The 26,402-nt window shown below is 37.4% G+C and carries 23 protein-coding genes, 1 tRNA gene and 2 other annotated features; of the genes, 8 read left to right on the forward strand and 16 right to left on the reverse strand.

The features are described from left to right. Window positions 1-38: 38 nt before the first annotated feature. The gene (locus IGK54_RS08545) at window positions 39-554 is read left to right on the forward strand and encodes a YbhB/YbcL family Raf kinase inhibitor-like protein (RefSeq protein ID WP_142956983.1); all 516 of its coding nucleotides are present in this window, start codon (window positions 39-41) and stop codon (window positions 552-554) included. Between the two features lie 16 nt (window positions 555-570). Beyond that, window positions 571-1,809 (forward strand): multidrug efflux MFS transporter, encoded by a 1,239-nt coding sequence (locus IGK54_RS08550; RefSeq protein ID WP_142956984.1) that lies wholly within the window; start codon window positions 571-573, stop codon window positions 1,807-1,809. Between the two features lie 179 nt (window positions 1,810-1,988). On the opposite strand, the gene mnmA is transcribed toward IGK54_RS08550, so the two are convergent. The 4 genes from mnmA to IGK54_RS08570 form a co-directional block, all read right to left on the reverse strand. After that, complete coding sequence (gene mnmA, locus IGK54_RS08555; RefSeq protein ID WP_002356960.1) at window positions 1,989-3,113, reverse strand: tRNA 2-thiouridine(34) synthase MnmA; 1,125 nt, start codon at window positions 3,111-3,113, stop codon at window positions 1,989-1,991. A 225-nt stretch (window positions 3,114-3,338) separates the two neighbouring features. Continuing rightward, window positions 3,339-3,683 carry a DUF1831 domain-containing protein gene (locus tag IGK54_RS08560; RefSeq protein WP_002356959.1) on the reverse strand — a complete coding sequence of 115 codons (345 nt, stop codon included), beginning with the start codon at window positions 3,681-3,683 and terminating at the stop codon, window positions 3,339-3,341. Between the two features lie 67 nt (window positions 3,684-3,750). Beyond that, the gene (locus tag IGK54_RS08565) at window positions 3,751-4,896 is read right to left on the reverse strand and encodes a cysteine desulfurase family protein (RefSeq protein ID WP_002360007.1); all 1,146 of its coding nucleotides are present in this window, start codon (window positions 4,894-4,896) and stop codon (window positions 3,751-3,753) included. A gap of 156 nt (window positions 4,897-5,052) precedes the next feature. Continuing rightward, window positions 5,053-6,027 carry a ribose-phosphate diphosphokinase gene (locus IGK54_RS08570; RefSeq protein ID WP_002362076.1) on the reverse strand — a complete coding sequence of 325 codons (975 nt, stop codon included), beginning with the start codon at window positions 6,025-6,027 and terminating at the stop codon, window positions 5,053-5,055. Between the two features lie 212 nt (window positions 6,028-6,239). On the opposite strand from IGK54_RS08570, the gene IGK54_RS08575 reads away from it, so the two are divergent. The 3 genes from IGK54_RS08575 to IGK54_RS08585 are packed head-to-tail and all read left to right on the forward strand — an operon-like array spanning window position 6,240 to window position 8,768. Further along, window positions 6,240-6,989: a metal ABC transporter ATP-binding protein gene (locus IGK54_RS08575; RefSeq protein ID WP_002360005.1), complete on the forward strand. Its 750-nt coding sequence runs from the start codon at window positions 6,240-6,242 to the stop codon at window positions 6,987-6,989. Then, a complete protein-coding gene (locus IGK54_RS08580; protein ID WP_002377030.1) occupies window positions 6,986-7,855 on the forward strand; it encodes a metal ABC transporter permease in 870 nt (289 codons plus the stop codon). The genes IGK54_RS08575 and IGK54_RS08580 overlap by 4 nt, the downstream gene beginning before the upstream one ends. Beyond that, window positions 7,842-8,768 carry a metal ABC transporter substrate-binding protein gene (locus IGK54_RS08585; RefSeq protein WP_002356954.1) on the forward strand — a complete coding sequence of 309 codons (927 nt, stop codon included), beginning with the start codon at window positions 7,842-7,844 and terminating at the stop codon, window positions 8,766-8,768. The genes IGK54_RS08580 and IGK54_RS08585 overlap by 14 nt, the downstream gene beginning before the upstream one ends. A gap of 54 nt (window positions 8,769-8,822) precedes the next feature. Here IGK54_RS08585 and IGK54_RS08590 read toward each other — a convergent pair whose 3' ends face one another. The 5 genes from IGK54_RS08590 to IGK54_RS08610 all read right to left on the reverse strand — a co-directional run bounded on the left by IGK54_RS08590 (window position 8,823) and on the right by IGK54_RS08610 (window position 14,561). Then, a complete protein-coding gene (locus tag IGK54_RS08590; protein WP_002362078.1) occupies window positions 8,823-10,361 on the reverse strand; it encodes an ABC-F family ATP-binding cassette domain-containing protein in 1,539 nt (512 codons plus the stop codon). 369 nt (window positions 10,362-10,730) lie between these two features. After that, window positions 10,731-11,924, reverse strand: coding sequence for an amidohydrolase (locus IGK54_RS08595; protein ID WP_002379588.1), 1,194 nt, complete (start codon window positions 11,922-11,924; stop codon window positions 10,731-10,733). A 14-nt stretch (window positions 11,925-11,938) separates the two neighbouring features. Continuing rightward, the gene (locus tag IGK54_RS08600) at window positions 11,939-12,772 is read right to left on the reverse strand and encodes a MetQ/NlpA family ABC transporter substrate-binding protein (protein ID WP_002366917.1); all 834 of its coding nucleotides are present in this window, start codon (window positions 12,770-12,772) and stop codon (window positions 11,939-11,941) included. A 19-nt stretch (window positions 12,773-12,791) separates the two neighbouring features. Then, complete coding sequence (locus IGK54_RS08605; RefSeq protein ID WP_002395778.1) at window positions 12,792-13,472, reverse strand: methionine ABC transporter permease; 681 nt, start codon at window positions 13,470-13,472, stop codon at window positions 12,792-12,794. A gap of 18 nt (window positions 13,473-13,490) precedes the next feature. Further along, window positions 13,491-14,561, reverse strand: coding sequence for a methionine ABC transporter ATP-binding protein (locus tag IGK54_RS08610; RefSeq protein ID WP_002395777.1), 1,071 nt, complete (start codon window positions 14,559-14,561; stop codon window positions 13,491-13,493). Between the two features lie 85 nt (window positions 14,562-14,646). Beyond that, window positions 14,647-14,897, reverse strand: a binding site (T-box leader). A gap of 199 nt (window positions 14,898-15,096) precedes the next feature. Further along, window positions 15,097-15,342, reverse strand: a binding site (T-box leader). 207 nt (window positions 15,343-15,549) lie between these two features. On the opposite strand from IGK54_RS08610, the gene IGK54_RS08615 reads away from it, so the two are divergent. The 3 genes from IGK54_RS08615 (at window position 15,550) to IGK54_RS08625 (ending at window position 17,662) form a co-directional block, all read left to right on the forward strand. Next, window positions 15,550-15,622, forward strand: a tRNA-Thr gene (locus tag IGK54_RS08615). Window positions 15,623-15,778: 156 nt separating this feature from the next. Continuing rightward, window positions 15,779-17,269, forward strand: coding sequence for a glucosyltransferase domain-containing protein (locus tag IGK54_RS08620; RefSeq protein ID WP_142956985.1), 1,491 nt, complete (start codon window positions 15,779-15,781; stop codon window positions 17,267-17,269). Between the two features lie 213 nt (window positions 17,270-17,482). Beyond that, the gene (locus tag IGK54_RS08625; RefSeq protein WP_430602898.1) at window positions 17,483-17,662 is read left to right on the forward strand and encodes a hypothetical protein; all 180 of its coding nucleotides are present in this window, start codon (window positions 17,483-17,485) and stop codon (window positions 17,660-17,662) included. Between the two features lie 87 nt (window positions 17,663-17,749). Here the strand turns inward: IGK54_RS08625 and IGK54_RS08630 are convergent, their stop codons facing one another. The 7 genes from IGK54_RS08630 to IGK54_RS08660 form a co-directional block, all read right to left on the reverse strand. Further along, window positions 17,750-18,715, reverse strand: coding sequence for a hypothetical protein (locus tag IGK54_RS08630; RefSeq protein WP_002384324.1), 966 nt, complete (start codon window positions 18,713-18,715; stop codon window positions 17,750-17,752). Between the two features lie 175 nt (window positions 18,716-18,890). Then, the gene (locus tag IGK54_RS08635; RefSeq protein ID WP_002359936.1) at window positions 18,891-19,181 is read right to left on the reverse strand and encodes a hypothetical protein; all 291 of its coding nucleotides are present in this window, start codon (window positions 19,179-19,181) and stop codon (window positions 18,891-18,893) included. Between the two features lie 48 nt (window positions 19,182-19,229). Next, on the reverse strand, window positions 19,230-20,468 hold the full coding sequence (locus IGK54_RS08640; RefSeq protein ID WP_430602900.1) for an aminoacyltransferase: 1,239 nt from the start codon (window positions 20,466-20,468) through the stop codon (window positions 19,230-19,232). Window positions 20,469-20,864: 396 nt separating this feature from the next. Continuing rightward, the gene (gene glmS / locus IGK54_RS08645) at window positions 20,865-22,673 is read right to left on the reverse strand and encodes a glutamine--fructose-6-phosphate transaminase (isomerizing) (RefSeq protein WP_142956986.1); all 1,809 of its coding nucleotides are present in this window, start codon (window positions 22,671-22,673) and stop codon (window positions 20,865-20,867) included. Between the two features lie 442 nt (window positions 22,674-23,115). Then, the gene (locus tag IGK54_RS08650; protein WP_002359933.1) at window positions 23,116-23,949 is read right to left on the reverse strand and encodes an energy-coupling factor transporter transmembrane component T family protein; all 834 of its coding nucleotides are present in this window, start codon (window positions 23,947-23,949) and stop codon (window positions 23,116-23,118) included. Beyond that, window positions 23,946-25,652, reverse strand: a complete 1,707-nt coding sequence (locus tag IGK54_RS08655; protein WP_430602902.1) for an ABC transporter ATP-binding protein — start codon at window positions 25,650-25,652, stop codon at window positions 23,946-23,948. Before IGK54_RS08655 ends, IGK54_RS08650 begins: the two co-directional genes overlap by 4 nt. Window positions 25,653-25,752: 100 nt before the next feature. Beyond that, entirely contained in the window at window positions 25,753-26,304 is a 552-nt protein-coding gene (locus IGK54_RS08660) for an ECF-type riboflavin transporter substrate-binding protein (protein ID WP_002356937.1), read from the reverse strand. Between the last annotated feature and the right edge of the window lie 98 nt (window positions 26,305-26,402).

Below are 26,402 nucleotides of genomic sequence, written 5' to 3' on the forward strand. Positions count from 1 at the left end.
AATTTGTAAACATCATTTTTGAAAGAAGGCTGTTTGGCATGCATATTACCAACCGTTCTCATTTGGCCGATCGTTATGGCAAACGAACCAGTGCAGAATTTTTATTACACGAACGTCCTATTTTATCTTTTCCTATTTCTTTAGCGGCCATTCCTAAAGAAGCCCGTTATTTATCCTGGGAATTAATTGATTATGACACGATTCCTCTAATCGGTTTCCCTTTTATTCATTGGTTAGCTGCCAATGTTCCTGTAACCAATGAGATTCCTGAAGACTTTAGTCGAACAGCACTCAAGCCTACCATTCAAGGAAAAAATAGTCTTGCTTCTCCTTTGGGGAAACAGATGATTCCTGCGCTTGCCACTGGAACGTTACCTGAGTTAACCGAACGTTATCTGGGGTTAAGCCCTCGCTCTGGTGTGCACACCTATACGTTATATGTGTACGCTACAAAAAATCCACTAAATTTAAAAGAAGGCTTTTTTGCGAATGAATTGCATCAAGCATTGAATGATCAACTACTCGCCAAAGCCAAATTTGAATTTCTTTACTAGAAAGTGAGGAAATAGAATGTATGAATTAATTAAAAGTAAAATTTTCCGTCCAAGACGACCTTGGGAAAAAAATCTGCTTGTTTTATGGTTTGGCACATTTATGGCTGGTATTGGCTTTAGCTTAGTGATGCCATTCATGCCTCTTTATATCAACACATTAGGTACTTTTACCCACCAACAATTGAATTTTTGGAGCGGAATCACGTTCTCCTCCACTTTTTTAGTCACGACCATTGTTTCTCCTTGGTGGGGCCGTTTAGCCGACCGAAAAGGACGCAAGTTAATGTTATTACGTGCTTCATTAGGGATGGCTATCGTCATTAGTTTAATGGGCGCAGTCACAAGTGTTTATCAATTGATTGGCTTGCGCTTATTACAAGGTGTTTTTTCTGGTTATATCAGTAATGCAACTGCGTTAGTTGCTACAGGCACACCTAAGGAAAAAAGCGGTCAAGTGCTTGGTACTTTAGCCACTGGTTCTGTTACCGGCACGTTGCTTGGTCCTCTTTTGGGCGGTGTCACTGCTTCTATTTTCGGTTATCGACCAACCTTTTTCATTACTGGTACGATTTTATTACTCGTTTTTGTTTTGAGTCTCGTCTTTGTCCATGAAGAGTTTGTGCCAATTGAAAAAAATCAAGCCGCATCTGGGAAACAAATTTTAAAAAAACTAGAACATCCCCACGTAATTCTTGGAATGTTTATTACGACATTAATCATTCAAGCTTCCAATAATTCAATTAGTCCCATCATCAGTTTATATATTCAACAATTGTTGGGTGGTCACGGAAATGTCACCTTAATTAGCGGAGTCATTGCTTCTATTCCAGGGATTGCAACGTTAATAGCCGCCCCTCGTTTCGGCCGGTTAGGCGATCGTATTGGCAGTGAACGCATCTTGACAATTGGCTTAATTTTAGCCATTTTCGTTTACCTACCAATGGCCTTTGTTCAAAATGTCTGGCAGCTTGCCATGCTTCGTTTCTTAGTTGGGATTTCCGATGCCTGTTTACTACCAGCTGTTCAAACGTTGATCACTCGTTATTCCCCAAGTGACGCTGCAGGTCGTATTTTCAGTTACAATCAATCTTTCCAAGCGACAGGAAATGTGATTGGTCCTATGATTGGTTCAAGCGTATCTGCCGCTTTCGGTTATCGTGGGGTCTTTATTTCCACTTCTTGTCTGGTTCTCATTAACCTTCTATGGGTTCGTCGAAGCACCGCCGAATTAAAAAAAGAGAAAAATGATGACTAAGTTATACACAGAAAAGTTATCCACAATTTGAATTTTTAATTTTTCTCTTTTTCTTATTTTAAAAAAAATAGGCCTATAAAACAAAAAAGAAAAGCGGATATTTACTGGTTTTATGACCAGCATATCCGCTTTTCTTTTGGTTAACTTCATCCTTTTTGTTTCACAACTCGTGAAACTTTTTAGACGTATTGTAGTTCTTTTTCATCTTGGTAGGCGCGATCAATTAAGCCGCCCCCTAAGCATTCCATTCCATCATAAAAAACAACAGCTTGACCTGGAGTGACTGCGCGGGCTGGTTCCTTAAACGTAACGGTTGCTTTTGTGCCATCTTCAGATAAGGAAACATGCACTGGGATATCTGCTTGACGATAACGGAATTTAGCCGTACAGTCAAACTCTTTTGGCATTGGCGTATCAACAGTAAAATGAACCTCACTAGCTTCTAAATGTGTTGCATATAGTTTTTCATGGTGAAATCCTTGTCCCACATATAATGTATTGGTAGTTAAATCTTTCCCAATCACAAACCATGGTTCTTGTGTTTTACCGCCGCCACCAATTCCTAAGCCTTGGCGTTGACCGATAGTATAATACATCAGACCATCATGTTGTCCTTTGATTTCGCCATCTTCTGTCACCATGTTGCCTTTTTTAGCTGGTAAATAATTACTCAAAAATTCTTTGAAATTCTTTTCACCAATAAAACAAACGCCCGTTGAGTCTTTTTTCTTGGCTGTGGCTAATCCAGCACGGTCAGCAATTGCACGAACTTCTGATTTTTCCATGCCACCCAATGGAAACATTGTTTTTGCCAATTGTGCTTGTGATAATTGGCTTAAAAAATAGGTTTGGTCTTTATTATTATCAATTCCACGTAACATATGCACTACGCCATTTTCATCTGTTTCTACTTGCGCATAGTGGCCAGTTGCAACATAGTCAGCGCCTAGTTGCATAGCATAATCTAGGAATGCTTTAAATTTAATTTCTTTATTACACATGACATCTGGATTTGGTGTCCGTCCTAACCGATATTCTGCTAAAAAATATTCAAACACACGGTCCCAATATTCTTTTTCAAAATTGACCGAATAATACGGAATCCCAATTTGATCCGCTACTTTTGCGACATCTTTATAGTCCTCAGTTGCGGTACAGACACCATTTTCGTCTGTATCGTCCCAATTTTTCATAAAGATCCCAATTACATCATAGCCTTGCTCTTTTAAAAGCAACGCTGTGACAGATGAATCGACACCGCCACTCATGCCTACCACGACACGCGTTTTGCTGTTATCTGCCATTTTATCACCATCATTTCAATTAGATTCTGAAATCATCCACGATTTGAAGGTCGTAACTTTTCAGTGCTTTTCATTATACTATTTTTTTGAAATAAGTAAAGCAAGCCGGGCGTATAATGAGAAAATACTTGGAACAAAGACACAGCCAACAAGCTGTTGCTTTCAAATAAACAGAAAACCTGAAGGAACAAGCTACTTTCACTTGTTTCTTCAGGTTTCTCTAAGTTATTCTACTTTCTCTAATACACCACGGCTAATTAAGCCATCCATTAAGAAAAAGTATTTTTCTTTACTCATTTCATGTTGTTCATTCTTGAAAATATTCATTGGTTTTAAACCATTTGCCGTTGTAATGGACATTTTCAACTCTTTTAGATCAGCAGTGATCGTAATTTTCAATTTGAAGCCTTCATTTCTCTGAGGCGTTGGATCTAAGGAACGAATCAATTGAAAGTTCCCTGATTTTGTTTCAGTAAAGCCGTTATCTTTTAATGTATAGCGTTTTGCACTAGGATGTACTTTGTAAAAAACTGTTGAGCCTTCAACAGCAGCCGTTGTTGTAAATGCCATGGGTTCCACCTCGTTATTTTCATTGTTATCTTCATTATAGCGAAAACCTGTAGCTGCCGCAATCAGATTATTTTTTCAATTGTTGAATCACTGCAACTAGCACTTCAGAAAAAGTCGCAATTTCTTCTGGTGTGTTCCCGTAGCCAAAACTAATCCGGATTGATTCTTTAATAGCTGAGGAATTTTCTCCATACATCGCTGTCAACACGTGCGAAGGATCCACAGTTCCCGCTGTACAAGCCGATCCTGTTGAAATCGCAATACCTCTTAAGTCCAAATGCATTAAGAGCAAATCACTGGGAATTCCTTTTAAATGAAGATTTAAGACATGCGCTAAACGATTGGTTGGTTCACCATTAATTGAAAAATCAATATTGGCTTCTTCTAACGCTTTTAAAATAATCGTTTGAAAACTTTGATAGGCTGTTTTTCTTGCTTGCTTTTCTGCAGAAGTTAGTAATGAAACGGCAGTACCCATACCAATAATTCCAGCTAAGTTTTCCGTGCCCGCACGTCGTTTTTCTTCTTGTTCCCCACCATGTAAAAGAGGTGGTAATTGGATTGCATCGCTTTTAAATAAAAAACCTACGCCTTTTGGACCATTGATTTTATGAGCGGAAATACTTAATAAGTCGATCCCTAATTCATGAGGTAAAATGACTTCACTTCCATAAGCTTGGACGGCATCTGTATGAAAAATCGCCGAATGATTTTTAAGAATTGCACCAACTTCAGCAATCGGTAATCGATTCCCGATTTCATTATTGCCATACATCATTGAAACTAAGATCGTTTCTTCACGTAAAGACTTTTTAAATTGATCCATTGAAATCTGACCATTTTCATTCACAGGCAAGTAAGTCACTTCAAAACCTAACGTCTCTAAGTATTCCATCGTTCGTAACACAGCAGGATGTTCAATTGCCGTAGTAATAATATGTTTTCCTTCCTTTTGACGAGAAAAAGCAACTGCCAAGATGGCTGTGTTATCCCCTTCTGTGCCACCACTATTAAAAATAATTTCGTGGGGTTTGGCTTGTAAGCTCTCGGCAATCGTTTGACGCACTTCTTCCAGAAGACCGTGTGCCTTTCGTCCAAACTGATGAATACTTGATGGATTGCCAAAAGTCGTTTGCATATTTTCAGTCATCGCTTGAATGACCGTTGGATGAAGCGGTGTTGTTGCCGCATGATCTAAATAAATGGGTTCCAAATGACTCGTCCCTTTCCTTATGTTCTGGCGTTATTCTAGCATAAAAAGCTTAAAACACAAAATCAGAATACTTTCTCTTCTATTTATAAAAGAGATAAGAAAAATAGGCCCAACACTATTAAAGTTGTTAGACCTATTTCTAGTTTAAGGAATCACTTATTCTCCTTTTGGTTCTAAACGGAATAATGGACTCATTGGTTTATTTTCATGAATACGAAGCAACGCTTCCCCCATTAACTCAGCGCAAGAAATAATATTCAAGGTTGCTGGTTGGCGGTCTGCTGTCGTATAAACAGAGTCAGTAATACTAATTTCCTTAATTGGCGCATTTTCTAAGGTTGCTTTTGCGCCTTCTGATAACAAACCATGCGAGGCGCAAGCATACACTTCTTGCGCACCATTTTTCATTAAAACTTCCGCCGCTGTGGCTAACGTTTGACCAGTATTCAAAATGTCATCAACAAGAATACATTTTTTCCCAGCGACATTCCCAATAACATAACCTTCTTGACGCACCCCATCAATCTCTTCATGGTCGACAATTGCTAAGGTCGCATCTAAGTACTCCGATAAACTACGTGCGCGTTGAACGCCACTGTTTTTAGGCGAAACAATCACAATTTCTTCCCCTACTAATGCTTGTTGACGATAATAATGAGCAAACAAAGGCATTGTAAATAAATTATCTACTGGGATATCAAAAAATCCTTGGACTTGAACAGTATGCAAGTCTAATGTTAACAATCGTGTTGCGCCTGCCTCTACTAACATATTAGCAACTAATTTCGCAGTAATGGGCTCTCTTGGTTTCGCTGTGCGGTCTTGGCGAGCATAACCATAGTAAGGCAAAATAACATTAATTGTTTTTGCGCTAGCACGTTTTAATGCATCAATTAAAATAAGCAATTCCATCAAATGATCATTTACAGGAGCATTCGTTGCTTGGATGATGTAGACATGATCGCCACGAATACTTTCTTCAATATTAATTTGAATTTCGCCATCACTAAATTGGCGCACGGTGCTTTTTCCTAATTCTGTTCCTACTGATGCTGCGATTTTTTCAGCAAGTGGTCGATTTGCATTTAAACTGAAGATGCGTAAGGTGTCATCTTGATAGTTTTCGGTCATGATATCCTCCGTCAATATAAAATAATAGTCGTTTTCATTCATATTCTACCATTTTTTGTCATAAAAATCATGGGATCCTCCTTAATTTATTGAAAGAAACGGTTTTCTTTGTGAAAAAAGCGCTTGTATTTAGGTGCACCTAAAAATTATTTGCATTTTCTTAAACTATCCCTTATACTGATTTTAAGGCAAACCTAAAAAGGAGGAATTTCATGAGAAAAAGCTTTAACTTAGCTGTTCAAGCGTTAACCGTTCAATATCAAGGACGGACCGCTTTAAATAATATCCACGTTACTATTCCCTCCGGTAAAATTACTGGAATTATCGGACCAAATGGTGCTGGAAAGTCAACATTTATTAAAGGGTTATTAGGCTTGATTAAAACAAAGGAACGTGATGTTTTGTTAAATAATCAAGCGATTGACCAACAAAAAACAACCATTGCCTATGTAGAACAACGTAGCGCCTTGGATCTTAGTTTCCCAATTAGCGTTTTTGAAACGGTCTTGCTAGGAACCTATCCAAACTTGGGACTATTAAAACGCCCAGGAAAGAAAGAAAAGCAAGCAGCCATGGCTGCATTAAAAATGGTGCAATTAGAAGACTATGCGCAACGCCAGATTGGCGAACTTTCTGGTGGCCAATTACAACGTGTGTTTATCGCCCGTGTTTTGGCCCAAGGTGCTGAGGTGATTTTTTTAGATGAACCTTTCGTCGGCATTGATATGTCTAGTGAAAAAGTGATTATGGATATTCTCAAATCATTAAAAAATCAAGGTAAAATGATTATCATTGTTCACCATGATTTGCACAAAGTGTCCCACTATTTTGATGAATTAATCGTTTTGAAAAACCGGCTAATTGCTGCGGGTCCTGTTGAACAAACGTTTACTGCAGAAACGCTCCAAGAAGCATACGGTGATTTGTTAGGTGATTTATTAATACAGGGGGTTGCAAAATGATTGCTGCATTTATTGATGGTTTATTCCGTTATCAATTTTTACAAAATGCCCTTTTGACGTCTGTAATTGTCGGACTCATTTCAGGGGTAATTGGTTCATTCATTATTTTACGTGGGATGTCTTTGATGGGTGATGCGATTTCCCATGCTGTTTTACCAGGGGTCGCTGTTTCTTATATGTTTGGTTTCAATTATATTTTTGGCGCTTCTATTTTTGGCTTATTAGCTGCATTATCGATCGGCTTTATTACCCAAAAAAGTCCACTAAAAAATGATACTGCCATTGGTGTTGTCTTTAGTTCTTTTTTTGCTTTAGGGATTATTTTTATCTCTTTTGCAAAAAGTTCCACCGATTTATATCATATTCTGTTTGGAAATGTATTAGCGGTCGCAGATACTGATATTTTAATTACTTGTGTCGTCGGCGTGATTGTTTTGATTTTTGTGGCATTGTTTTATAAAGAGTTGCAACTCACTTCTTTTGATCCCACAATGGCTCAGGCCTATGGTTTAAATATTCAATTTTTCCACTATGCATTGATGTTTTTACTAACACTAGTCGCTGTTTCTTCTTTGCAAACCGTCGGAACTATTTTAGTCATTGCCATGCTGATTACGCCAGCAGCAACAGCTTATCTATTAACAAATCACTTACCGACAATGATTGGCTTAGCCTCTACTTTTGGAATTTTAAGTTCAGTGATTGGCCTATTCTTCAGTTATTCTTATAACTTAGCTTCTGGTGCGACGATTGTTTTAACCGCCGCCTTATTCTTTTTATTGGCTTTCTTTTTCTCACCAAAGAAAGGCCTAGTATTTGTAAACCGTCAGAAAGAAATGGAGGAATCAACGAATGAAAAAATTTAGTTTATTTTTTTTAACACTTTTAGCAGGGTTAACGTTAGCTGCTTGCGGGAATCAAGCCGCTGAAAAGAAAGAAAAATTAGCAATTGTGACAACGAACTCGATCCTATCTGATTTAGTGAAAAATGTTGGACAAGACAAAATTGAGCTGCATAGTATTGTGCCAATTGGGACAGACCCTCACGAATATGAACCGTTACCAGAAGACATTGCGAAAGCTTCTGAAGCGGACATTTTATTCTTTAACGGCTTGAACTTAGAAACAGGCGGAAATGGCTGGTTTAACAAATTAATGAAAACGGCCAAAAAAGTTGAGAATAAAGATTACTTTTCTACAAGCAAAAATGTTACGCCACAATATTTAACAAGTGCCGGTCAAGAACAAACAGAAGATCCGCATGCTTGGTTAGACATTGAAAATGGCATTAAATATGTAGAAAACATTCGTGACGTGTTAGTAGAAAAAGATCCAAAAAATAAAGATTTCTATACAGAAAACGCGAAAAATTATACCGAAAAACTTAGCAAACTACATGAGGAAGCCAAAGCTAAATTTGCTGATATTCCTGATGATAAAAAATTATTAGTTACAAGTGAAGGTGCCTTTAAATATTTCTCCAAAGCTTATGATTTAAATGCCGCTTATATTTGGGAAATTAACACAGAAAGTCAAGGAACACCTGAACAAATGACCACGATTATTGATACCATTAAGAAATCAAAAGCACCTGTGTTATTTGTTGAAACCAGTGTCGATAAACGTAGTATGGAACGTGTCTCAAAAGAAGTGAAACGACCAATTTACGATACACTTTTCACAGACTCTCTTGCCAAAGAAGGAACAGAAGGCGATACGTACTACAGCATGATGAACTGGAATTTAACAAAAATCCATGATGGCTTAATGAGTAAATAAATAATAAAGAAGAAAGAACCAAGTTGACTCCCCCTCAACTTGGTTCTTTCTTCTTTATTTAACTAATTCCTCAATATCAATTACTCGATCCACAATTTCCTCATAAAAATCTGCTTCATGGGAAACCAGAAAAACCGTTCCTGGGTAAACGTGAATTGCTTCTTGTAAACTTTTTTTGGCCGCTTCATCAATATGATTGGTTGGCTCATCTAAAAATAACAAATTACTAGTTTGCATCATTAATTCCGCTAGTTTTACTTTTGTTTGCTCACCACCACTTAACAGGGCTAGCGACTGCATTGCTAACTTATCTGGTAAACCTGCCCTAGCCAAATGACTTCTTCGCTCTTTAATCGTTGTATCTGGAAAACGATCTGATAAATAGTCTAGTGGCGTTAACTGCTCATTAGGCCACGCTAAGTCTTGGGTAAAATAAGCAATTTTTGTATTCAGCGGATAATGAAATTCTCCATCTAATGAAGGAATCACTTTCGTTAACGTTTTAATTAATGTTGATTTGCCAATCCCATTGAAACCTTTCAATGCGACTTTTTCACCGACATGAACCATTAAATCTAACGGTTCTAACAAAGGTTCCCGATAGCCAACAACTAACTTTTGGGTCGTTAGTGCTTGCGTTGCAACTAACCCTTGATAAGGAAATTCAATCGCCGGCTTAGTCAAGGAACCTGGCGGAGTCAATCGTTCTAAGCGGTCCAATTGTTTTTGTCGACTTTTAGCCATCGTTGCTCGATTTCCAGCTTTGTATTTACGAATGTAGGCTTCCATTTTTTCAATTTTTTCTTGTTGGGCCTGATACTGTTTCAAATAGGTTTGTTTATTCTGCTCTTTTTGTGCAAAAGATTTTTCTACATTTCCAGTATATTTGGTTAACTTGCCAAACTCAATGTCTGCGATGCAATTCGTCACTTCATTTAAAAATTGATAATCATGGGAGACTAATAGAAAGCTTCCTTCAAAATTATTCAGATAGCGAACAAGCCATTGAATATGTGTATCATCTAAATAGTTGGTGGGTTCATCTAAAAGTAACACATCAGGGGCCTCTAACAATAATTTTGCTAAAATCACTTTTGAACGTTGACCACCGCTTAGCTCCCCTAACTTTTTATCCAAACCAATTGCTTGTAGTCCTAACCCATTGGCTAAATCCTGAATAATCGTGTCGATTTGGTAAAAATTACTTTCATCTAAATCTGTTTGTAACTTGCCTGCTTGTTCTAAAAGTTTTTCCGAAGCCGTTTGACTGTATTCTTCATAAAGTTTTGTCAGTTTCGCTTCTTTATCAAAAAGTTCTTGAAAGGCTTGTTTCAAAAAATCAACCATCGTTAGTGATTGTTCTACAGAAACATGCTGATCCAAGTACCCAATCTTGCAATTTTTTTGCCACTGAATCGTTCCTTCGTCTGGCAATACTTCCCCCGTTAAAATTTTAATTAAGGTGGATTTGCCGACACCATTTTGGCCAGTTAAGCCTAAATGATCCCCTTTATTCACTTGCAATGAAGCCTCTTCATACAAGACCTTTTCGCCAAATCGATGCGTTAAATGTTCAATAGTTAAAATACTCATTTTCGTCACTTCTTTCTTGTTAACTGATTATTTTGGGACAACAAAAAAAGAACCACGTCTGCACGTCGTCCATCCTGACAGAAATCCCGACAACCGCTTGTACGTACACTCAAATAAGACTAGCTTTTCTAGTCAAAAAATGTCCTATCAAGCGATGAAGAAATTAATTGCTCGGCTCCACAACAGTGCTTCATCTGTTCTTAAACTATCGGGAGCTACTTTTCTTGTTAATTTATCAGTTAAAACAAAAAACATGTGAATCACCTTTCTTATGCTTGTATTCTACCATAGAATGACAAGAAAGCAAGCCACGTTGGTTTATAACGAAAGGAGCCCACAAACAATCATTTTGTCGGCTCCCTATCCCTATTATTCTGACAAATAGTTTAATGCATAGCGTACGTGGTACTCTGCTGCTAAAAGTAAGGCACGTTCATCAATATCAAATTGTTCATGATGGTGTCCAAAATGAGTAGCAGGATTTTCAGGGTTTCGTGAACCGACCCGTCCATAGATACCAGGAATTACCGCTAAGTAATCAGCAAAATCATCCGCCCCTAAACTTTTAGGATGATCGGTCACAACATTTTCAAAACCAACAATTTCACTGGCTACCTGCTGTGCACGGTTGGTTGCTTGTTCTTCATTAATTAATGGATTCGCTGCCGCATAAACAGAAAAATCAGCAATTTCTGTGCGATGAGACTGGGCAATTTCATGGGCAATTTCTTCGACTCGTTGTAAAACAAATTGGCGCGTTTCCTGACTAAATGTTCGAACAGTACCTTCAATGGTTGCCTGGTTTGCTACAATATTATAGCGTGTTCCTGCTTGTAAAACGCCAATTCCTACTACGACAGAATCTAAAGGATCAATCTCGCGCGCTACAATTTTTTGTAATTCCACAACGATACTGGCCGCTGCTAAAACAGCATCTCGGCCATTCTGTGGTTGGGCGACGTGACTACTTTGACCACTGACTTCAATTTTAAAAATATCACAAGAGGCGTTGGTGGCGCCTTTGGTAGCGACTAATTTCCCGACCGGCACACTAGAATCTAAATGAATCCCAAACACTTGGTCGATTGCTTCTAAATAATTTCCTTCCACAAATTGTCGAGCGCCTGCACCAATTTCTTCAGCTGGCTGGAAGGCCAGTTTAATCGTTCCTGAAAAGGTATCCTGATGTTTTTTGAGCACTTTAGCTGCACCTAGCAATGCTGCCGCATGACCATCGTGTCCACAAGCATGATTGAGTCCTGGATTTTTAGAAGCATAGGCAGCACCAGTTGCATCTGGTAATTCCAACGCATCAATATCTGCACGTAATAAAATCGTTTTGCCAGCGCCAAGACCTCCTTCAATGGTTGCTAAAACACCCGTTTCCCCTACTTCTACAAAAGGAATAGCTAAGGCTAGTAGTTCTTCTTTAATTCGCTTAATCGTTTCATATTCTTTTAAACTTGCTTCAGGATATTGATGAAAATGACGTCTTAAATGGATTATCCATTCCTTTTCTGTAGCAATAGCTTCTTGGATTGTTTGAATCGTTGTTGTACTCATTATAAATGCCTCCTTTATTTTTTACCAAATGTTTCCCAGGCTGGAACATTGGCGCCTTTTGATGTTTCTGCAATGACCTTTTTCGTTTCTTCTTGTTGATATTCTTCTACAACTTTTTGATAAAGTTTATTCTCTTGATCTTCTTCTCGGGCCACGACAATGTTCACATAAGGTTTCGCTTTTTCGTTTACAGGTTCTAAGAAAATAGCATCTTTATCTGGTGTATACCCAGCATCGACAGCCATGCCGCTATTAATCACTGAAGCATCGACATCTTGTAAAGCGCGCGCTGTTTGCGTAGCATCTAATTCAGTTATTTTCAATTGGCGTTTATTTTCAGTAATATCACTGACAGTCGGTAGTTGCTGTTTCGCAGGATCAACTTTTATCAGTCCTGCAGTTTGTAATAAAATTAACGCCCGCCCACCATTCGTTGGGTCATTAGGAATAGCAATTTCTCCGCCGTCTTTAATTTTCGTGATATCTTTCAATTTATTGGCGTAAATTCCCAATGGTGCATTGACTGTATTGCCAATTGATACTAATTTCGTCCCATGTTCTTTATTGTAATTGTCTAAAAAGATTTGATGCTGAAAGGCATTTAAATCAATTTCTTTTTCTGCTAATGCTGCATTGGGTTGCGTATAGTCTGTAAATTCTACCAATTGTAGATCAATATTTTTCTTTTTCAAACGGTCTTTGACCGATTCCCATTCATCATTTTTTGTTCCTACAACCCCTAGTTTAACGGTTTCTGTCTTAGTATCCTTCGCAGACCCCGATGCACAACCTGCAATCGTAAAAGCTAATACCCCAATAAGTCCAATTAATTTACTAAATTTTTTCATTTGTCATTTCTCCTTTTTTCTAATGTGATGTTTTTTTGATTAATTGATTACTAATGGCTTGACTAATAAATACCATAATTAAAATAATTAACGTGGCCATAAATGTCACATCGGTTTGAAACCGATTGTATCCTCGAGTAATCGCTAAGTTTCCCAGACCACCGGCTCCAATCGCTCCTGCCATGGCTGTTAATCCAATCAAATTAATAATTGTCACCGCTGAAACACGAATAATACTTGGTAACCCTTCAATTAGATAAACCCGAAAAATAATCCCTAAGGGACTCGTCCCCATGGCTTCTGCCGCTTCAATAACGCCAGGATCCACTTCTAATAACGCATTTTCAATTTGGCGCGCGAAGAACGGGATTACGCCAATAACTAATGGGACTAACGCTGCGGTTGTACCAATTGTCGTTCCTGCCAAAATTCGTGTTAATGGTTGAATCAGTGCGAGCATAATAATGAAAGGAATAGAACGGCAAACATTAATAATTTTTTCTAAGACACTATACAGGGGTGGATTTTTCAAAACACCACTGGGCCCAGTACTAACAAGCACGACACCCAATAAGACTCCTAACACGCCAGCAATCAAGGCTGTCCAAAAAACCATGTATACTGTTTCCCATGTACTTTGAAGAAACTCTTGTTTTAATTGGACAACATTCGGAAAATATTTCTCAAATAATTGATTCATTCTCAGTTCACTCCTTTTTTAAATCACCTGTAAGTTCTGCTTTTGCTTCGTTTGCTGATAGGTTTTCAAAACATTGGTTCGCACGCCTTGTTTCGCTAAATAAGTAAGGGCTTGTTGACGCTGGGCCTCCTCACCAGAAAGCACCACAATTAAATGGCCAATAGGAACGTTTTGAACAATTTCGACATTGCCGTAAAGGATATTCGTATACACCTGATATTGGCTATACAATTGTGCAATTAATGGCTCATTCGTTTGATCTCCCACATAAGAAAATTCAATTAATTCTTGATTTTTATCTAAATCAGCTAATTTAGGATGTTCAAGAATCGTGGTTAACGCTTGGTCAATATGAGTTGCTGTCCGAATAAAATCTTTGGTTAAAGGTTGTTGGGGTTGACTAAAAATCGAAACAATATCGTTTGATTCGACAACGCAGCCATTTTCCATCACCGCGACTTTATTACAAATTTCTTTAACCACTTGCATTTCATGGGTGATTAAGACAATCGTCAAGTTCAGTTCTTGATTTAACTTTTTTAACAAGGCTAAAATCTGTCCCGTTGTTTTTGGATCTAACGCACTCGTCGCTTCATCACAAAGTAAAATTTCAGGATCATTTGCTAAAGCGCGGGCAATCGCAACTCGCTGTTTTTGCCCTCCTGATAGTTGACTGGGGTAAGCGTCCCGTTTTTCACTTAGTCCAACTAACTCTAATAAATGGCTGATTTTTTGACGCCGTTCACTTTTACTTAGCCCAGAATATTTTAATGAAAAATCGATATTACTAAATATGGTCCGCTCTTTCATCAAATTAAAATGTTGAAAAATCATTCCAATCTTTTTTCGTTGTTGTCGTAATTCCTTTTTAGAAAAAGTTAAAATATTTTCTTTGTTAATAATAACGGTGCCCGCTGTTGGTCGTTGCAATAAATTAATTACCCGTACTAGCGTACTTTTTCCAGCACCGGAATAACCAACAATTCCGTAGATATCCCCTTTATCAATTGTCAAAGACACATCTTGGACAGCCTGAATTTCTTGTTTTTTTTGTTGAAATGTCACACTGATATTTTTTAGTTCAATCATTCTTTATCCCCCTTCATTCTTACCAACCTGCATTTTTTCATAAAAAAGAAAAAAGCATCCTCAACGACACAACTCGAGTTGTATCGTTGAGGACGCTTTTTTGCGTGTTACCACCTCATGTTCAGAATTTGCTCACACAAATTCCCTTTTCAAGTACGGAACAATATGTTCGATACCCTAGCTCGATAACGGGAGCACCCGTCGCCGCCTTGTGTTTAACACTCGGAGCGCTTGCTCAATAGCCATTTTCCAAAACGTCTTTGTCACCTATTCTCAGCTACCTAGGCTCTCTGTTAAACAAATCAAGTCTTGTACTTACTATATCACTGCTTTTTTATTTCTATTCATTCTAAACTGATTTTCATCTGTTTTCAAAATTAAACAGACTAGAGTTAATGTTCTCTTCGAACAGCTTGTACTGTTCATCACTTACAAAGGCCATCCTGCGTCGAGTAACCGCAGACAGCATCTACTCTGTCGCTTCGCGCCAGTCGTAGTGATTCACAGCAAAAAGCCCTTCACTAGCGTTTTGCTAGTAAAGGGCGAATGATTCGCGGTACCACCTTTTTTCGAAATATAACTGATTCTTTATATCTCATCTCTTATCCAAGTCTTTATTAACTTGGTGCACATGGTAACGGGTGCTTAGCCGAAATTGCTTACTTATCAGCAATTTATTCTCAGAGGCCATCTTCAACTTTTCTGAACCTTGTCCCTTTTCACCAATCAAGACTCTCTTTTGAAGGTCATCAAAATTTACTCTTCTCTTCAACGAATGAATAGTTATCTGTGATGTTGATTTACACTTTACTAGAGAAAAAAGAGATTGTCAACAGTTTTTCTTAGAAAAAAATCATTTTTCTTTTTTTACGAAAGAGCAATTGACAAACTTTCGTCTATACGTTATTCTATTTCTTGTGCACGAGATTTGTACGATTTTTCAAAAGGAACTTTGACGATTACTCGTCGCAGTGTAGCCTTTAAAAACGCCGCCTTAGCTCAGTTGGTAGAGCACCACCATGGTAAGGTGGGGGTCGCCGGTTCAAGCCCGGCAGGTGGCTTTTTGGTAAAATCCCAACTCTTTAATAAAGAGTTGGGATTTTTTGTTTTGCCTACACTTAGTGTTCTGTCAAGATGAGAAAATAACAAAAGCAATTTCTTCATTCCACTCGTTATGGTATATTTTAATTGTTAAATAATTATTGGAGTGGAGTACAATGATGAAACAATTACCTACAGAATCAAAAAAATTTGATTTAAAGAATTGGTGTATTGAAAATAAAGCCTATCTTCTATTGATCATTTTAATTTATCAAGTGGCAGTTTTATCCATCGGCATTATCAATTTCCCTTACTTAGATGATAATGCTCGCCAAGTCGCTGGAATGACAGATTTTGGTACGACTTACGCACGTTGGGGCAGTGAATTTCTCTCATGGTTTGTTCAAGGAAGTCGTCATTTGACAGATCTGGGTTTGACCACACCGATTCTAACAGGTCTTATCTTATCTCTCACAAGCATACTGGCAATTTATATCATCAATGACAAAAAAATTAGCTGGGGTTCCTCTTTAGTAGCTACTTTAATTGGCCTCAATCCTTGGTTCCTCCAATGTCTTAGTTTCAGGTTTGATAGTCCCTATATGGCATTGAGTATTTTTTGTTCGTTTCTTCCTTTTTATTGGTGGCAGCGTAATTCTTTTACGTTTTTCTTGGTTTCTGTCTTTTCACTGTTTGTTATGTTTAATACTTACCAAGCCTCGTCAGGAATTTATATAGTTATCGTCTTATTCCTTACTTTCAAGCAGTTACTTGCTGGAGAAAATTTCATTGCTCTTTGTAAAAAAGTCGCACTTGCTGCTATCGCTTATCTACTTTCTATAGTCAGCTACCTTATCGAGTTAAAATTTGTACCTTCCGCAAAAAACAACATTGGGGGCAGTCAGGCCTTACCAAGTTTGCACGATATTCCCAGTGTGGCTTATCAAAATAGTTACCATTATTTTTCAGAGCTATTGAACCAGAGTAATCGTTTATGGCTCTTATTACTGCTCCTACTGCTTGTTTTATTTTTTATTAGTCATCTATCAAATAGCAAAATCAACTTATGCTTAAGTTTCCTTTATTGTATCTTATATTTAGGACTTGCTTCTCTCTTAAGTTTTGGTATTTTTATTGTCTATTCAAGAAATATCGCAGGTGATGCGCCTCGCTATATTTACGGATTTGCTGTTTTCGTTACAATCAGCATGTTAAGTTTATTTAACAATCGACAAGTGAAAGCAATTTATCTAACTTCGTTACTTGTGGCCAGCTTGTTATCTTATTATATTTTATCGTTTGTTTTGGTGTATTCTTCCACATTAAACTATCAAAAAGAAGCATTCAATCGCCAAGCAGCTGTTTTAACAGATGATTTAAAAAATGTTGTAACAAACGAACGAAAAAAAGTTTATTTAAATACGTTTTTCAAAAATTCAACTGTTTATGCTAATACAAGTCGAAACTACCCAATTCTTTCAAAAATCGTGCCACCAAATGACGGTCTATACTTCCCTAATTACGTTTGGTTCAATACTTCATCGAATTTAGGAGTAGAGATGGCACCACTGAAAGATACGGATATGTCTAAAAATCAAAAAGTAGTAAATAATCACTTTTATGACATTTATACAAACAACAAAGAAATATTTGTGTTTATGAAATAATTTGTTCCATCCAAAAACACTTCTTTTGCAATAAACGTGACTGTATGGTTTGATTAAGATGGATTAAGTATTCTTTTCGGGTAAAGCTAGTACTTCCTGAAACTTGCTTATTTCCCATTTTTCTTATGAGGTAACAAAATTTTTGAGAAAAAACAGTTCGTTTTCTATGTTATGATAGAGAAGTGAAAATCACCAGAAAGGTTGTTGCGGACTATGAGAACTCGTCAGAAAAAATTATTTTTATTTTCAATGATTTTATGGTTAGTTGAATTTTTAATTACACGGATTTCTGATTCTTTTCCAGGAGCAACACCATTGTTCGTTGTGATTTGCTTGATTCAAGGAATTCTTTTTACTTTTTTCTGTCTTGCTTTTTTCTATTATCCGCAATAATCAGTCAAGAAAAGCAATTAGAGCAGATTCAGCAAATTTCTGAAACCGAAAAAATGGCACGTCCTCGCTTTTAGGACGTGCCATTTTTTAAAGCATTATTTGTGTAAATGCCGTTCGTATCGCCTGTTGAACTTTTTGAACAGCAGCGATTTGATGGCCTTTTGCTTCAGTCAATTCTTTTTCAATATATTCAGGATAGTAGGTTGCCAAATAACCCAAGACCCAGATAGTTGGATCTGAAATAACCGTCTCTGCTAATGGATACAAATAGGCAAGATGCAACCGAATTTCTTCTTCCAAATGCTGCAGCATAATTGGATCATCATTTTCTAAACGATTCCTAAGTTCAGTACAAATTTCGGAATAGATCGGCGTATTTAACGGTCCATTTTTTCCTTCTAGTAAGACTGTCTGAGGCTGATTGTCATACCAAAGAAAAGTCAGTGGTTCTGAAAATTGCAACAGTGCTAATTCTTCAATGAACCATTCCCGAGCAAAATAACTAAGTGCTTGGTTCATAACTAAATCTTTTGCGACTTCCACAAATACTGGTTTAGGCAAATATAAACTGGTTTTAATGTTCGCTAATTGTTGATAAACGGGCAATTGATCGCTTACTAACAAGTTCCTTTTAATTGCTTGAATTTGCTGCGTTTCTAATTGTTGATACGCCTCTTCCACTTGCATTAATTGCTGTTCTAACGTTTTTTGTTGTGCTAGCGTTATTTTTTTAGTTTGAAGTAATTGCTTCAATAAAATATACCCTTCAATAAAGCGACGACTTTGACTATAAATTTGCATATAAATTGCCGCTGTTTCAAGGTTCTCAAAATAAGTCTCTTGGAACGCTTCTGCCAATGCTAGTGCTTCGTCAGCTTCACCCATTTCCAACAATAATTGGACAATTTTTTGGTTTACTGGCGGCGTTTGTTGTAGCTGATAGGCTTGTTGAAAATTTTCTAAAGCGGCGATCTGATTATGTTCTACAAGTGCTTCTTCTCCTTGTGCAATAAAACGTTCATAGTTTTTTGGAAATTCATGAATGGTACTCATATCTAACCTCCTTTATTTCTTATTTAAAGCAGATGAGCCTGGGACAAAAATCACTTTGGATTTTTGCTCCAGGCTCAAAACCTGATAACCGGCGGGAACAGAACCAACACTACGCGTTGCTCGGAGCTAAACGGTTCTGTCCCGACCTCGATTTTAACTATTCAAACGGACTTTTTTAGTAAAGATTACGAATAATAATTGCCGTTTCTAGGTCGCCCTCAGCGTTCATCTTCTCCGCCTTTTCTTCTAAACTATACCCAGCAAAACTTTCGTTTGTTAAAACATCTGCTACTGTAAATTTAGCAACTTTTTCAATACTGACCGCATCTGGGGCTACTTCTTGCACGCTATCCCAGCCTGTATCAATAAAGACTTTTGTATCTTCTGTAATCGCTTCGTTTGCTTCTAACGCCTGCATAATTTCTTTTAACTGTGCATACGTCATAACCTCGACTTGATTTTCCATTTAAACGCCTCACTTTGTCCATTCCTTTTTAAGGATTAGGTTTTAATTTTAGACTTTTTCTTTAATTGTTTTTAATGCGTGGTATAAGGCATATTTCATTGGTTTGGCTTTCCATTGGAAATTGCCCATTAATTCTTCGACATGACCGCCAAAGGATTGTTTGAATTTAAGAACCCCATCACTTCCATCAAAGACACCGTCAACGCCATAAAAATTATATTTGGGAATGTTATTTTCTACTGTGTAAGTTAGCATTTTATGTTGAATTAAATACGGTGCATAGTATTGTTTATATTTTTCATACGTACCACTAAACAAGTAAACCACTTCTTGTGGATGAACAATGAATAAGGCGCCCGCTAAAATTTCAGGTTCATCTGATGTTTTCATTTCTTTAGCTTCGTCAATCCGTTTGCGCACGGTACGAACTTCATCTTCAAATTCACGTTTCTGGTTATTTTTTTTACGGCTTTTAGGATTGGCAATTAACGCTTCATTGACTTCGTTGAGCGTCTCTTGTAATTTGCGTAATTTCTCATGAAGATTTTCTAAATAAGTAGCAAAGTTTAGTTCCGCCACCATAAATTTCGCTCGTTCGCCAAACTCTTCATAAACAGCTTGGTAATAAGCTAAATCCTTATCTTCAAAATTACGTCGTGCACTTGTTTCTTCCGTTAATTTCTTAAAGAGAGGTAGCTCTTCGTAACGAAGTTCTCGGGTTGTTACTCCATATTCCCATGTTTTCTTGATGTCATATTTAGCATCTTTTCCATAAGATTTCCAGAGCTCTTCTTCTGTTAATCCAGCCATATCTTTGACAAACAGCCAACGTGGCGCGCCATCAAAATTGTGCACATCAAACCCTTGGTGTTCAAAACCAATTGATGTGAAATAGTCAAATGTTTCTTGATTGACCTTTTCAACTTCACCGCCATTAAAATCACGTAAACAAATTTGTTTATTGGGAGTAAAGGTTAAATAAAGGCCATCATTTTTTTTCACATATTTTTTTAAGCCTATGAAAAAGGCTTCTACACATTTTTTATCTGTATAATCCATCAAAATTCCGCCGTCAATGTCGAAAGCATAACCAATTTTGACTTTTTTCTTGCTTAGGATACACGCAGCAATTAGTTGACCTTCTCGTTTGACGCCAACGTATTCACAATGCCAGCCACGTCGTTCCAATAAATGTTTCATTTCGGGTGTTTCTAAAAAGTTACCTGCAGGATGTGTCATTGCAAAGGTAGTAAATTCTTGTTCAGTTAATGTACTAAACTGATCCATATCAAACAACTCACAATCTTTTTTTGTTAAATAAATTAGCACTTTTCAGCTTAACCTACTTTTTGCTTTCTTTCAAACAAAGTTACCTCACTGGCTAATTCTTATTTTTCGGTTCTTATTAATTATATCTAATTTTGCTAAAATGCAAACAGTTTTCAACGGAAAAAAAGAATTTCTTTGGAATCTTTCATTTTTGACTGAATATCTTTCTTTTATAAAAAATATCTGAGCGTGGGACAAAAATCACTTTGGATTTTTGCTCCACGCTCAAAAACTTATAAACGGCGGGAACAGAAGCAACTCCTTCTTATTTCTCGGAGTTAAACGCTTCTGTCCCGACCTCAGATATTAAAACTTATGAGAACCCGTTAAACATCTTTCTCTCAGGTTCTTGATTTACTCAACAGTTACACTTTTGGCTAAGTTCCTTGGTTTATCAACATCGTAGCCTCTTTGTAAGGTTGCATAGTACGCTAATAATTGGCCTGGAACAATGCTAACTAAGGCAGAAAGTAACGGATGAACATCTGGAATAATTAGTTGGTCCTGTGGTTTTGCCAAGGATTCCAAGGCAATCACAATATTTCTTGCTCCACGACTTTCGACTTCCTTTAAATTGCCTCTTGTATGGGCTGCGACTTTGGCATCTGTCACAATCCCAATCACAGGTGTTCCTTCTTCAATTAAGGCAATCGTTCCATGCTTCAATTCACCTGCCGCAAAGCCTTCTGCTTGAATGTAGGAAATTTCTTTCAACTTCAAGGCCGCTTCCATCGACACATAATAGTCGACTCCTCGCCCGATATAGAAGGCATTTCGAGTATACGTCAGATAATCTTCCACCAAGGCTTTCATTTGTTGTTTTTCATCAATCAAGGTTTCCATGACAGCTGCTACCACGCTCAATTCGTGAGCCACATCAAATGAGACGGCTGCTAATGTTTGGCGTTCTTCTCCAATTGCTTTTGCTAAAATAGCTAAGACAGCGATTTGAGCAGTATAAGCTTTGGTGGAAGCGACAGCAATTTCTGGTCCTGCGTATAATAACAAGGTATCGTCCGCTTCACGTGATAATGTTGAGCCAGCAACATTTGTTAATGTAAGTGATGGATGCCCTAATTCATTAACCTGTACCAGTACTTGGCGGCTATCTGCCGTTTCACCACTTTGACTTAAGAAAATGAAGAACGGTTTTTCAGATAAAATAGGCATGTTGTAGCCAAATTCGCTTGATAAATGAACTTCCACAGGAATACTGGCAATCGTTTCAATTAAAGATTTTCCGACCCAACCTGCATTATAACTTGTCCCACAAGCAATAATGTAAATTCGGTCACATTGATTAATTTTTTCAAGTAACGCCTCATCTAAAGTCACTTTTTCACCTTGAGTATACGCTTGAACAATTTTGCGCATCACTGCAGGTTGTTCATCAATTTCTTTGAGCATATAAAACGGATATGTTCCTTTTTCAATGTCATTTAAATCTAATTGCGCTTCAAAAGGTTCTCGGTTGATTACTTGTCCTTCTGGCGTTTCGATTACTACTTTGTCCGCTGTAACAGTTACAATTTCACCATCAACAATCTCAACAAATTGATTGGTTTCTTTAATCATCGCCATCGCGTCACTACAAATAACATTAAAGCCTTCACCTAGACCGATAAGTAACGGGCTTTTATTTTTCGCTACGTAGATAGTATTGGGGTCCATTTTATCCATTAATGCAAAAGCGTATGAACCTTTAATTTCGGCTAAAGCCGCTTTAAAAGCATCTTTTGTTGAAAAACCATTTTCAGCAAAATGAGCAATTAATTGAACGACGATTTCAGTATCTGTATCACCAATTAAGTGAACACCACTTAAAAATTGTTCTTTTAATTCTTCAAAGTTTTCAATGACACCATTATGCACTAATGCAAAGCGTTGATCGCTTGAAACATGGGGATGTGCATTGGCGACAGTTGGTTCGCCATGAGTGGCCCAACGAGTATGACCAATACCAACTGTTCCATCGATTTCTGGCGTTAATTTTGCTGCTAAATCGGCAATGCCCCCAACTGCCTTAACTACATGGGGCTGTTGGCTTTGATCATTCACACAAATCCCAGCAGAATCATAACCTCTATATTCCAATTTTGTTAATCCTTGAATCAAACTTTCCGTGACATTTTCTTTTCCAATCATTCCGACAATTCCACACATAATGCTAATTCCTACTTTCCAATTGAAATTCTGTATTTACTAGGTCCTGTTTAACTAGCAAATCCCATTATATGTTTCTACCTGCGTGATAACCGCTTTGTTCTAACTTCACAATTAGTTTTTCTTTGTTATCTGTAGAGTGCAGTCCCTAGAGCCACCCGCCGAATCTTCGATAAGCTCTCTCCTCGTCACCTGAACGTTCAGGTCTGGCGCTATCAAATATTGGTCTATATACCTCCTTTTTAAATATATTCCGTAGAAACATAAACAATCATACAATTAAAAGTAGGAGCTTGTCAACAAAAATCTAAAAAACGAAAATTGGTCTAGTTCTTTAAAGTTGTAAAAAAAGAATCTAGTACACTCATGGTAAGAGAAAGTACTAGATTCTTAATAATAAAAAAATATCCGTTCTATTTATAGAACCTTATCAATTTGTTATTTATTGGAATGGATTATAAAACCGGCCACCATTCACATGGAACAACCAGAAACTGATTCCTAATAAGCATAAGGCAAGTAACATTACCGAAAAATCACGCAGATGAAAAGGTTGTTGCGCATACCACGTTCGATTTTTCTTTTGACCAAAACGCCTTAATTCCATAGCGGTACTCACAGTTTCAATTCGATCTAAACTAGATAGGATTAAGGGTAAAACGATTTGTGCTACGCCTTTGATTCGTTGGCCTAACCGTCCCTTTTTAGACATCTCATAGCCTCGCGCTTGTTGTGCTAAAGAAATATTAAAAAAATCTTCTTGGATATCGGGAATATAACGAATAGCCAGCGCTACTGCATAACTAATCCGATAACTCACACCAATTCGATTCAGGCTGGAGGCAAATTCACTAGGATTTGTTGTTAATAAAAAGATTAATGCCAACGGAATCGTACAGAAATATTTTAAAACTAAATTAAATTCATAAAATAATTCTTCTTGTGTCAAAGTAAACCGTCCGATTCCTTCCCAAATCACGGTACGTGATTGATATAAATCAACCCCATATTCAGGTGCAAAAAGGTAAACCGTTAAGATATTTAACAAAGAAAAAATAGCAATAAATTTAATAACAAAAGATATTTGATGCCATTTAATATTTGATAATTTTAACAAAACAAGCGAAACCACAGACATTCCTAACAGATAACGAGTATCATACGTGGTCATACAAGCCACAGAGACAACGATTAAAAAGACTAATTTGCTTGTGCCGTTTAAGCGATGAATCCAGGTTGAATCAGGATGATAGCCTAACATTTGTCGTTCACTCATCCAAAACGCACCTCACGATCGTAAGCAACAAATTTTTCCGTAAATAGCAAGGGATTTTCCAAGCCTAACGCTTTAGCAAAGGTAAACAAGCTCGTTTCTTTTAAAGAAGCTGCTTGAATTAATTTTTCATCTGTTAAAACAGCAACTGGAGTCGCATCTGCTAGTAAACGTCCATCACAAACTACTAACGCACGTGTTGTATATTCCAACATTAAGTGCATATCGTGAGTGATCATTAAAATAGTCACACCTAAGCGGTTCAATTCTTCTAAAAATGTCATCATTTCTGTATAATGTTTAAAATCTTGCCCAGCTGTTGGTTCATCTAAAATTAATAATTCAGGTTCTAAAACTAAGATTGATGCAATAGTTACCCGTTTTTTCTGCCCAAAACTCAACGCAGAAATCGGCCAGTTCCGGAAGGGATACAGCCCACAAATATGTAAAATATTCGTCACACGTTCCTCAATTTCTGCTTGTGGCACATCTCGTAAAACTAATCCTAAAGCTACTTCTTCAAAAATCATTTTTTTAGAAATCATTTGATTGGGATTTTGCATCACATAACCAATTTTATCTGCACGTTCTTTGATTGAATAATTGGAAAAATCCTGGCCTTCCAATAAAATCTTGCCCGATTGAGGCGTGATGAACCCGCAAATTATTTTAGAAAGTGTAGACTTCCCGGCACCATTTTTTCCTACAACGCTGATCATTTCTCCATGATGAATAGTTACTGAGAAGTCATCTAACACTTTTTCACCGTGACGATCATATTGATAGGACACTTGTTCCAAACGTAATAGTTCAGCTCCTTTGACCGCACTAACTGAACTAGGTTGGACAGACCACTGTGTCATTTTAGGCAAAACCGTTTCGCCTGATACTTCGGCTAATTTGTCTAAATGACTAACTTTTGTTAAATCAATCCCAGCATATTTCATGGCTGTAACGTACAAAGGTTCACGAATCCCTTGTTGGGTCAACGTATCTTGACGTAACAATTCATCTGGTGTTGTATCAGAAATAATTGCGCCCTCATTCATGACAATAATTCGATCAACTGATTCGCAAAGAACGTCCTCTAAGCGATGTTCTATTATTAAAACGGTCGCTTTTGTTTCTTGTTGAATGGTGTCAATCAAAGTCATTGTTTCTTGTCCCGCTCGTGGGTCAAGATTAGCCAAAGGTTCATCAAAAAGTAAAATTTTTGATTGGTTAATTAGAACGCCCGCCATAGATACACGTTGTTTTTGACCACCTGACAAATCTTGTGGACGGTGTTGCAATAACTGATTCAGCTCAACAATCTCGGACCATTTGTGGACCGCTTTTTTCATTTCTGCTTGTTCAACTGCATCGTTTTCTAAAGCAAAAGCAATATCCTCAGCAACCGTTAAACCGATAAACTGCCCATCGGTATCTTGCAAAACAGTTCCTACATCAAAAGACAAATCAAATAGACTTGTTTCTTGGATATTTTTACCAGCAACCGTAGCTGTTCCTTGAATCTCACCTTCATAAATATTGGGAATTAACCCGTTGATACATTGCGCCAATGTTGATTTACCACTACCACTAGGCCCAACGATTAAAACCTTTTCTCCTTCATAGATGGTTAATTGAATCCCCTTTAATGTCGGTTCAGATTGGCTATGATATTGAAAGGAAAAATTATTAAAAGTAATGATTGGTTTTTTCATTCGGCCTCACCTCAGTTTCTCCATAAAAGAAAGGGTCTGAGCATTAGCAAAGTAATTACTAGGGCAGACCCTTAACCATTTAAATTATTTCGACAGTTTCTTAATCTTTTGATAAACTGCCTTTCTTTGTTCTTGTTGATGCATAAGCTTTCATCAACAATGTTCCAATAATCCCCACAGCGACAATATTTGAAACAGTCGCGAATACGCCTTGTGTAAATACTTTACTTGCGGGTTCACTATAAATCAAAATATCCAAACTAGGCGCGATTAAGCCCCAAACGACGATATTGCCAAAGGCTTGGAAAATATTGAAACGCACCATGTCATTTGTTGTAAATTCACCATGTTGAAGATCCATTTTACGACCAGCGAAGCCAAAAATAATACCAATAATTCCTGAACAAATAATCCAGCTCCACCAAGCGCTACCATACGTGGTAAAATCTTTTAATGTGTGACCAATCAAACCAATTAGCCCTCCAGCTACTGGTCCAAAAACAACTGACATTAAAGCAAGAAATGGATACGACGTTTCTAAGTTCGTATTAGGAATCCCAGTTGGAATTACAACGAATCGACCTAAAATAACAAAAACTGCAGAGCCAATTCCAATTGCTACAATTGTCTTGACAGACATTTTTTCTTTCATTTCGCTCCTCCATTCTATAACTCCATTGATTTACAGCCGCTCCCTTCTTGATTTTATCAAATAAAAAAAGAAGATACACGGTGCATCTTACTTCTAAA

The sequence above is a fragment of the Enterococcus sp. DIV2384 genome (assembly GCF_050534975.1).
In the GTDB taxonomy this organism is placed as follows: Bacteria; Bacillota; Bacilli; order Lactobacillales; family Enterococcaceae; genus Enterococcus; species Enterococcus faecalis.

Excerpts from the sequence above, each read along its gene's own strand:
- IGK54_RS08640 (WP_430602900.1), bottom strand. The coding sequence starts at position 20,468 with ATGGATCAGTTTAGTACATTAACTGAACAAGAATTTACTACCTTTGCA.
- IGK54_RS08630 (WP_002384324.1), bottom strand. The coding sequence starts at position 18,715 with ATGAGTACCATTCATGAATTTCCAAAAAACTATGAACGTTTTATTGCA.
- IGK54_RS08550 (WP_142956984.1), top strand. The coding sequence starts at position 571 with ATGTATGAATTAATTAAAAGTAAAATTTTCCGTCCAAGACGACCTTGG.
- IGK54_RS08560 (WP_002356959.1), bottom strand. The coding sequence starts at position 3,683 with ATGGCATTTACAACAACGGCTGCTGTTGAAGGCTCAACAGTTTTTTAC.
- IGK54_RS08580 (WP_002377030.1), top strand. The coding sequence starts at position 6,986 with ATGATTGCTGCATTTATTGATGGTTTATTCCGTTATCAATTTTTACAA.
- IGK54_RS08600 (WP_002366917.1), bottom strand. The coding sequence starts at position 12,772 with ATGAAAAAATTTAGTAAATTAATTGGACTTATTGGGGTATTAGCTTTT.
- IGK54_RS08545 (WP_142956983.1), top strand. The coding sequence starts at position 39 with ATGCATATTACCAACCGTTCTCATTTGGCCGATCGTTATGGCAAACGA.
- IGK54_RS08610 (WP_002395777.1), bottom strand. The coding sequence starts at position 14,561 with ATGATTGAACTAAAAAATATCAGTGTGACATTTCAACAAAAAAAACAA.
- IGK54_RS08620 (WP_142956985.1), top strand. The coding sequence starts at position 15,779 with ATGATGAAACAATTACCTACAGAATCAAAAAAATTTGATTTAAAGAAT.
- IGK54_RS08590 (WP_002362078.1), bottom strand. The coding sequence starts at position 10,361 with ATGAGTATTTTAACTATTGAACATTTAACGCATCGATTTGGCGAAAAG.
- IGK54_RS08585 (WP_002356954.1), top strand. The coding sequence starts at position 7,842 with ATGAAAAAATTTAGTTTATTTTTTTTAACACTTTTAGCAGGGTTAACG.
- glmS (WP_142956986.1), bottom strand. The coding sequence starts at position 22,673 with ATGTGTGGAATTGTCGGAATGATTGGAAAAGAAAATGTCACGGAAAGT.
- IGK54_RS08575 (WP_002360005.1), top strand. The coding sequence starts at position 6,240 with ATGAGAAAAAGCTTTAACTTAGCTGTTCAAGCGTTAACCGTTCAATAT.
- IGK54_RS08635 (WP_002359936.1), bottom strand. The coding sequence starts at position 19,181 with ATGGAAAATCAAGTCGAGGTTATGACGTATGCACAGTTAAAAGAAATT.
- IGK54_RS08595 (WP_002379588.1), bottom strand. The coding sequence starts at position 11,924 with ATGAGTACAACAACGATTCAAACAATCCAAGAAGCTATTGCTACAGAA.
- IGK54_RS08655 (WP_430602902.1), bottom strand. The coding sequence starts at position 25,652 with ATGAAAAAACCAATCATTACTTTTAATAATTTTTCCTTTCAATATCAT.
- mnmA (WP_002356960.1), bottom strand. The coding sequence starts at position 3,113 with ATGGCAGATAACAGCAAAACGCGTGTCGTGGTAGGCATGAGTGGCGGT.
- IGK54_RS08570 (WP_002362076.1), bottom strand. The coding sequence starts at position 6,027 with ATGACCGAAAACTATCAAGATGACACCTTACGCATCTTCAGTTTAAAT.
- IGK54_RS08625 (WP_430602898.1), top strand. The coding sequence starts at position 17,483 with ATGAGAACTCGTCAGAAAAAATTATTTTTATTTTCAATGATTTTATGG.
- IGK54_RS08660 (WP_002356937.1), bottom strand. The coding sequence starts at position 26,304 with ATGAAAGAAAAAATGTCTGTCAAGACAATTGTAGCAATTGGAATTGGC.
- IGK54_RS08605 (WP_002395778.1), bottom strand. The coding sequence starts at position 13,472 with ATGAATCAATTATTTGAGAAATATTTTCCGAATGTTGTCCAATTAAAA.
- IGK54_RS08650 (WP_002359933.1), bottom strand. The coding sequence starts at position 23,949 with ATGAGTGAACGACAAATGTTAGGCTATCATCCTGATTCAACCTGGATT.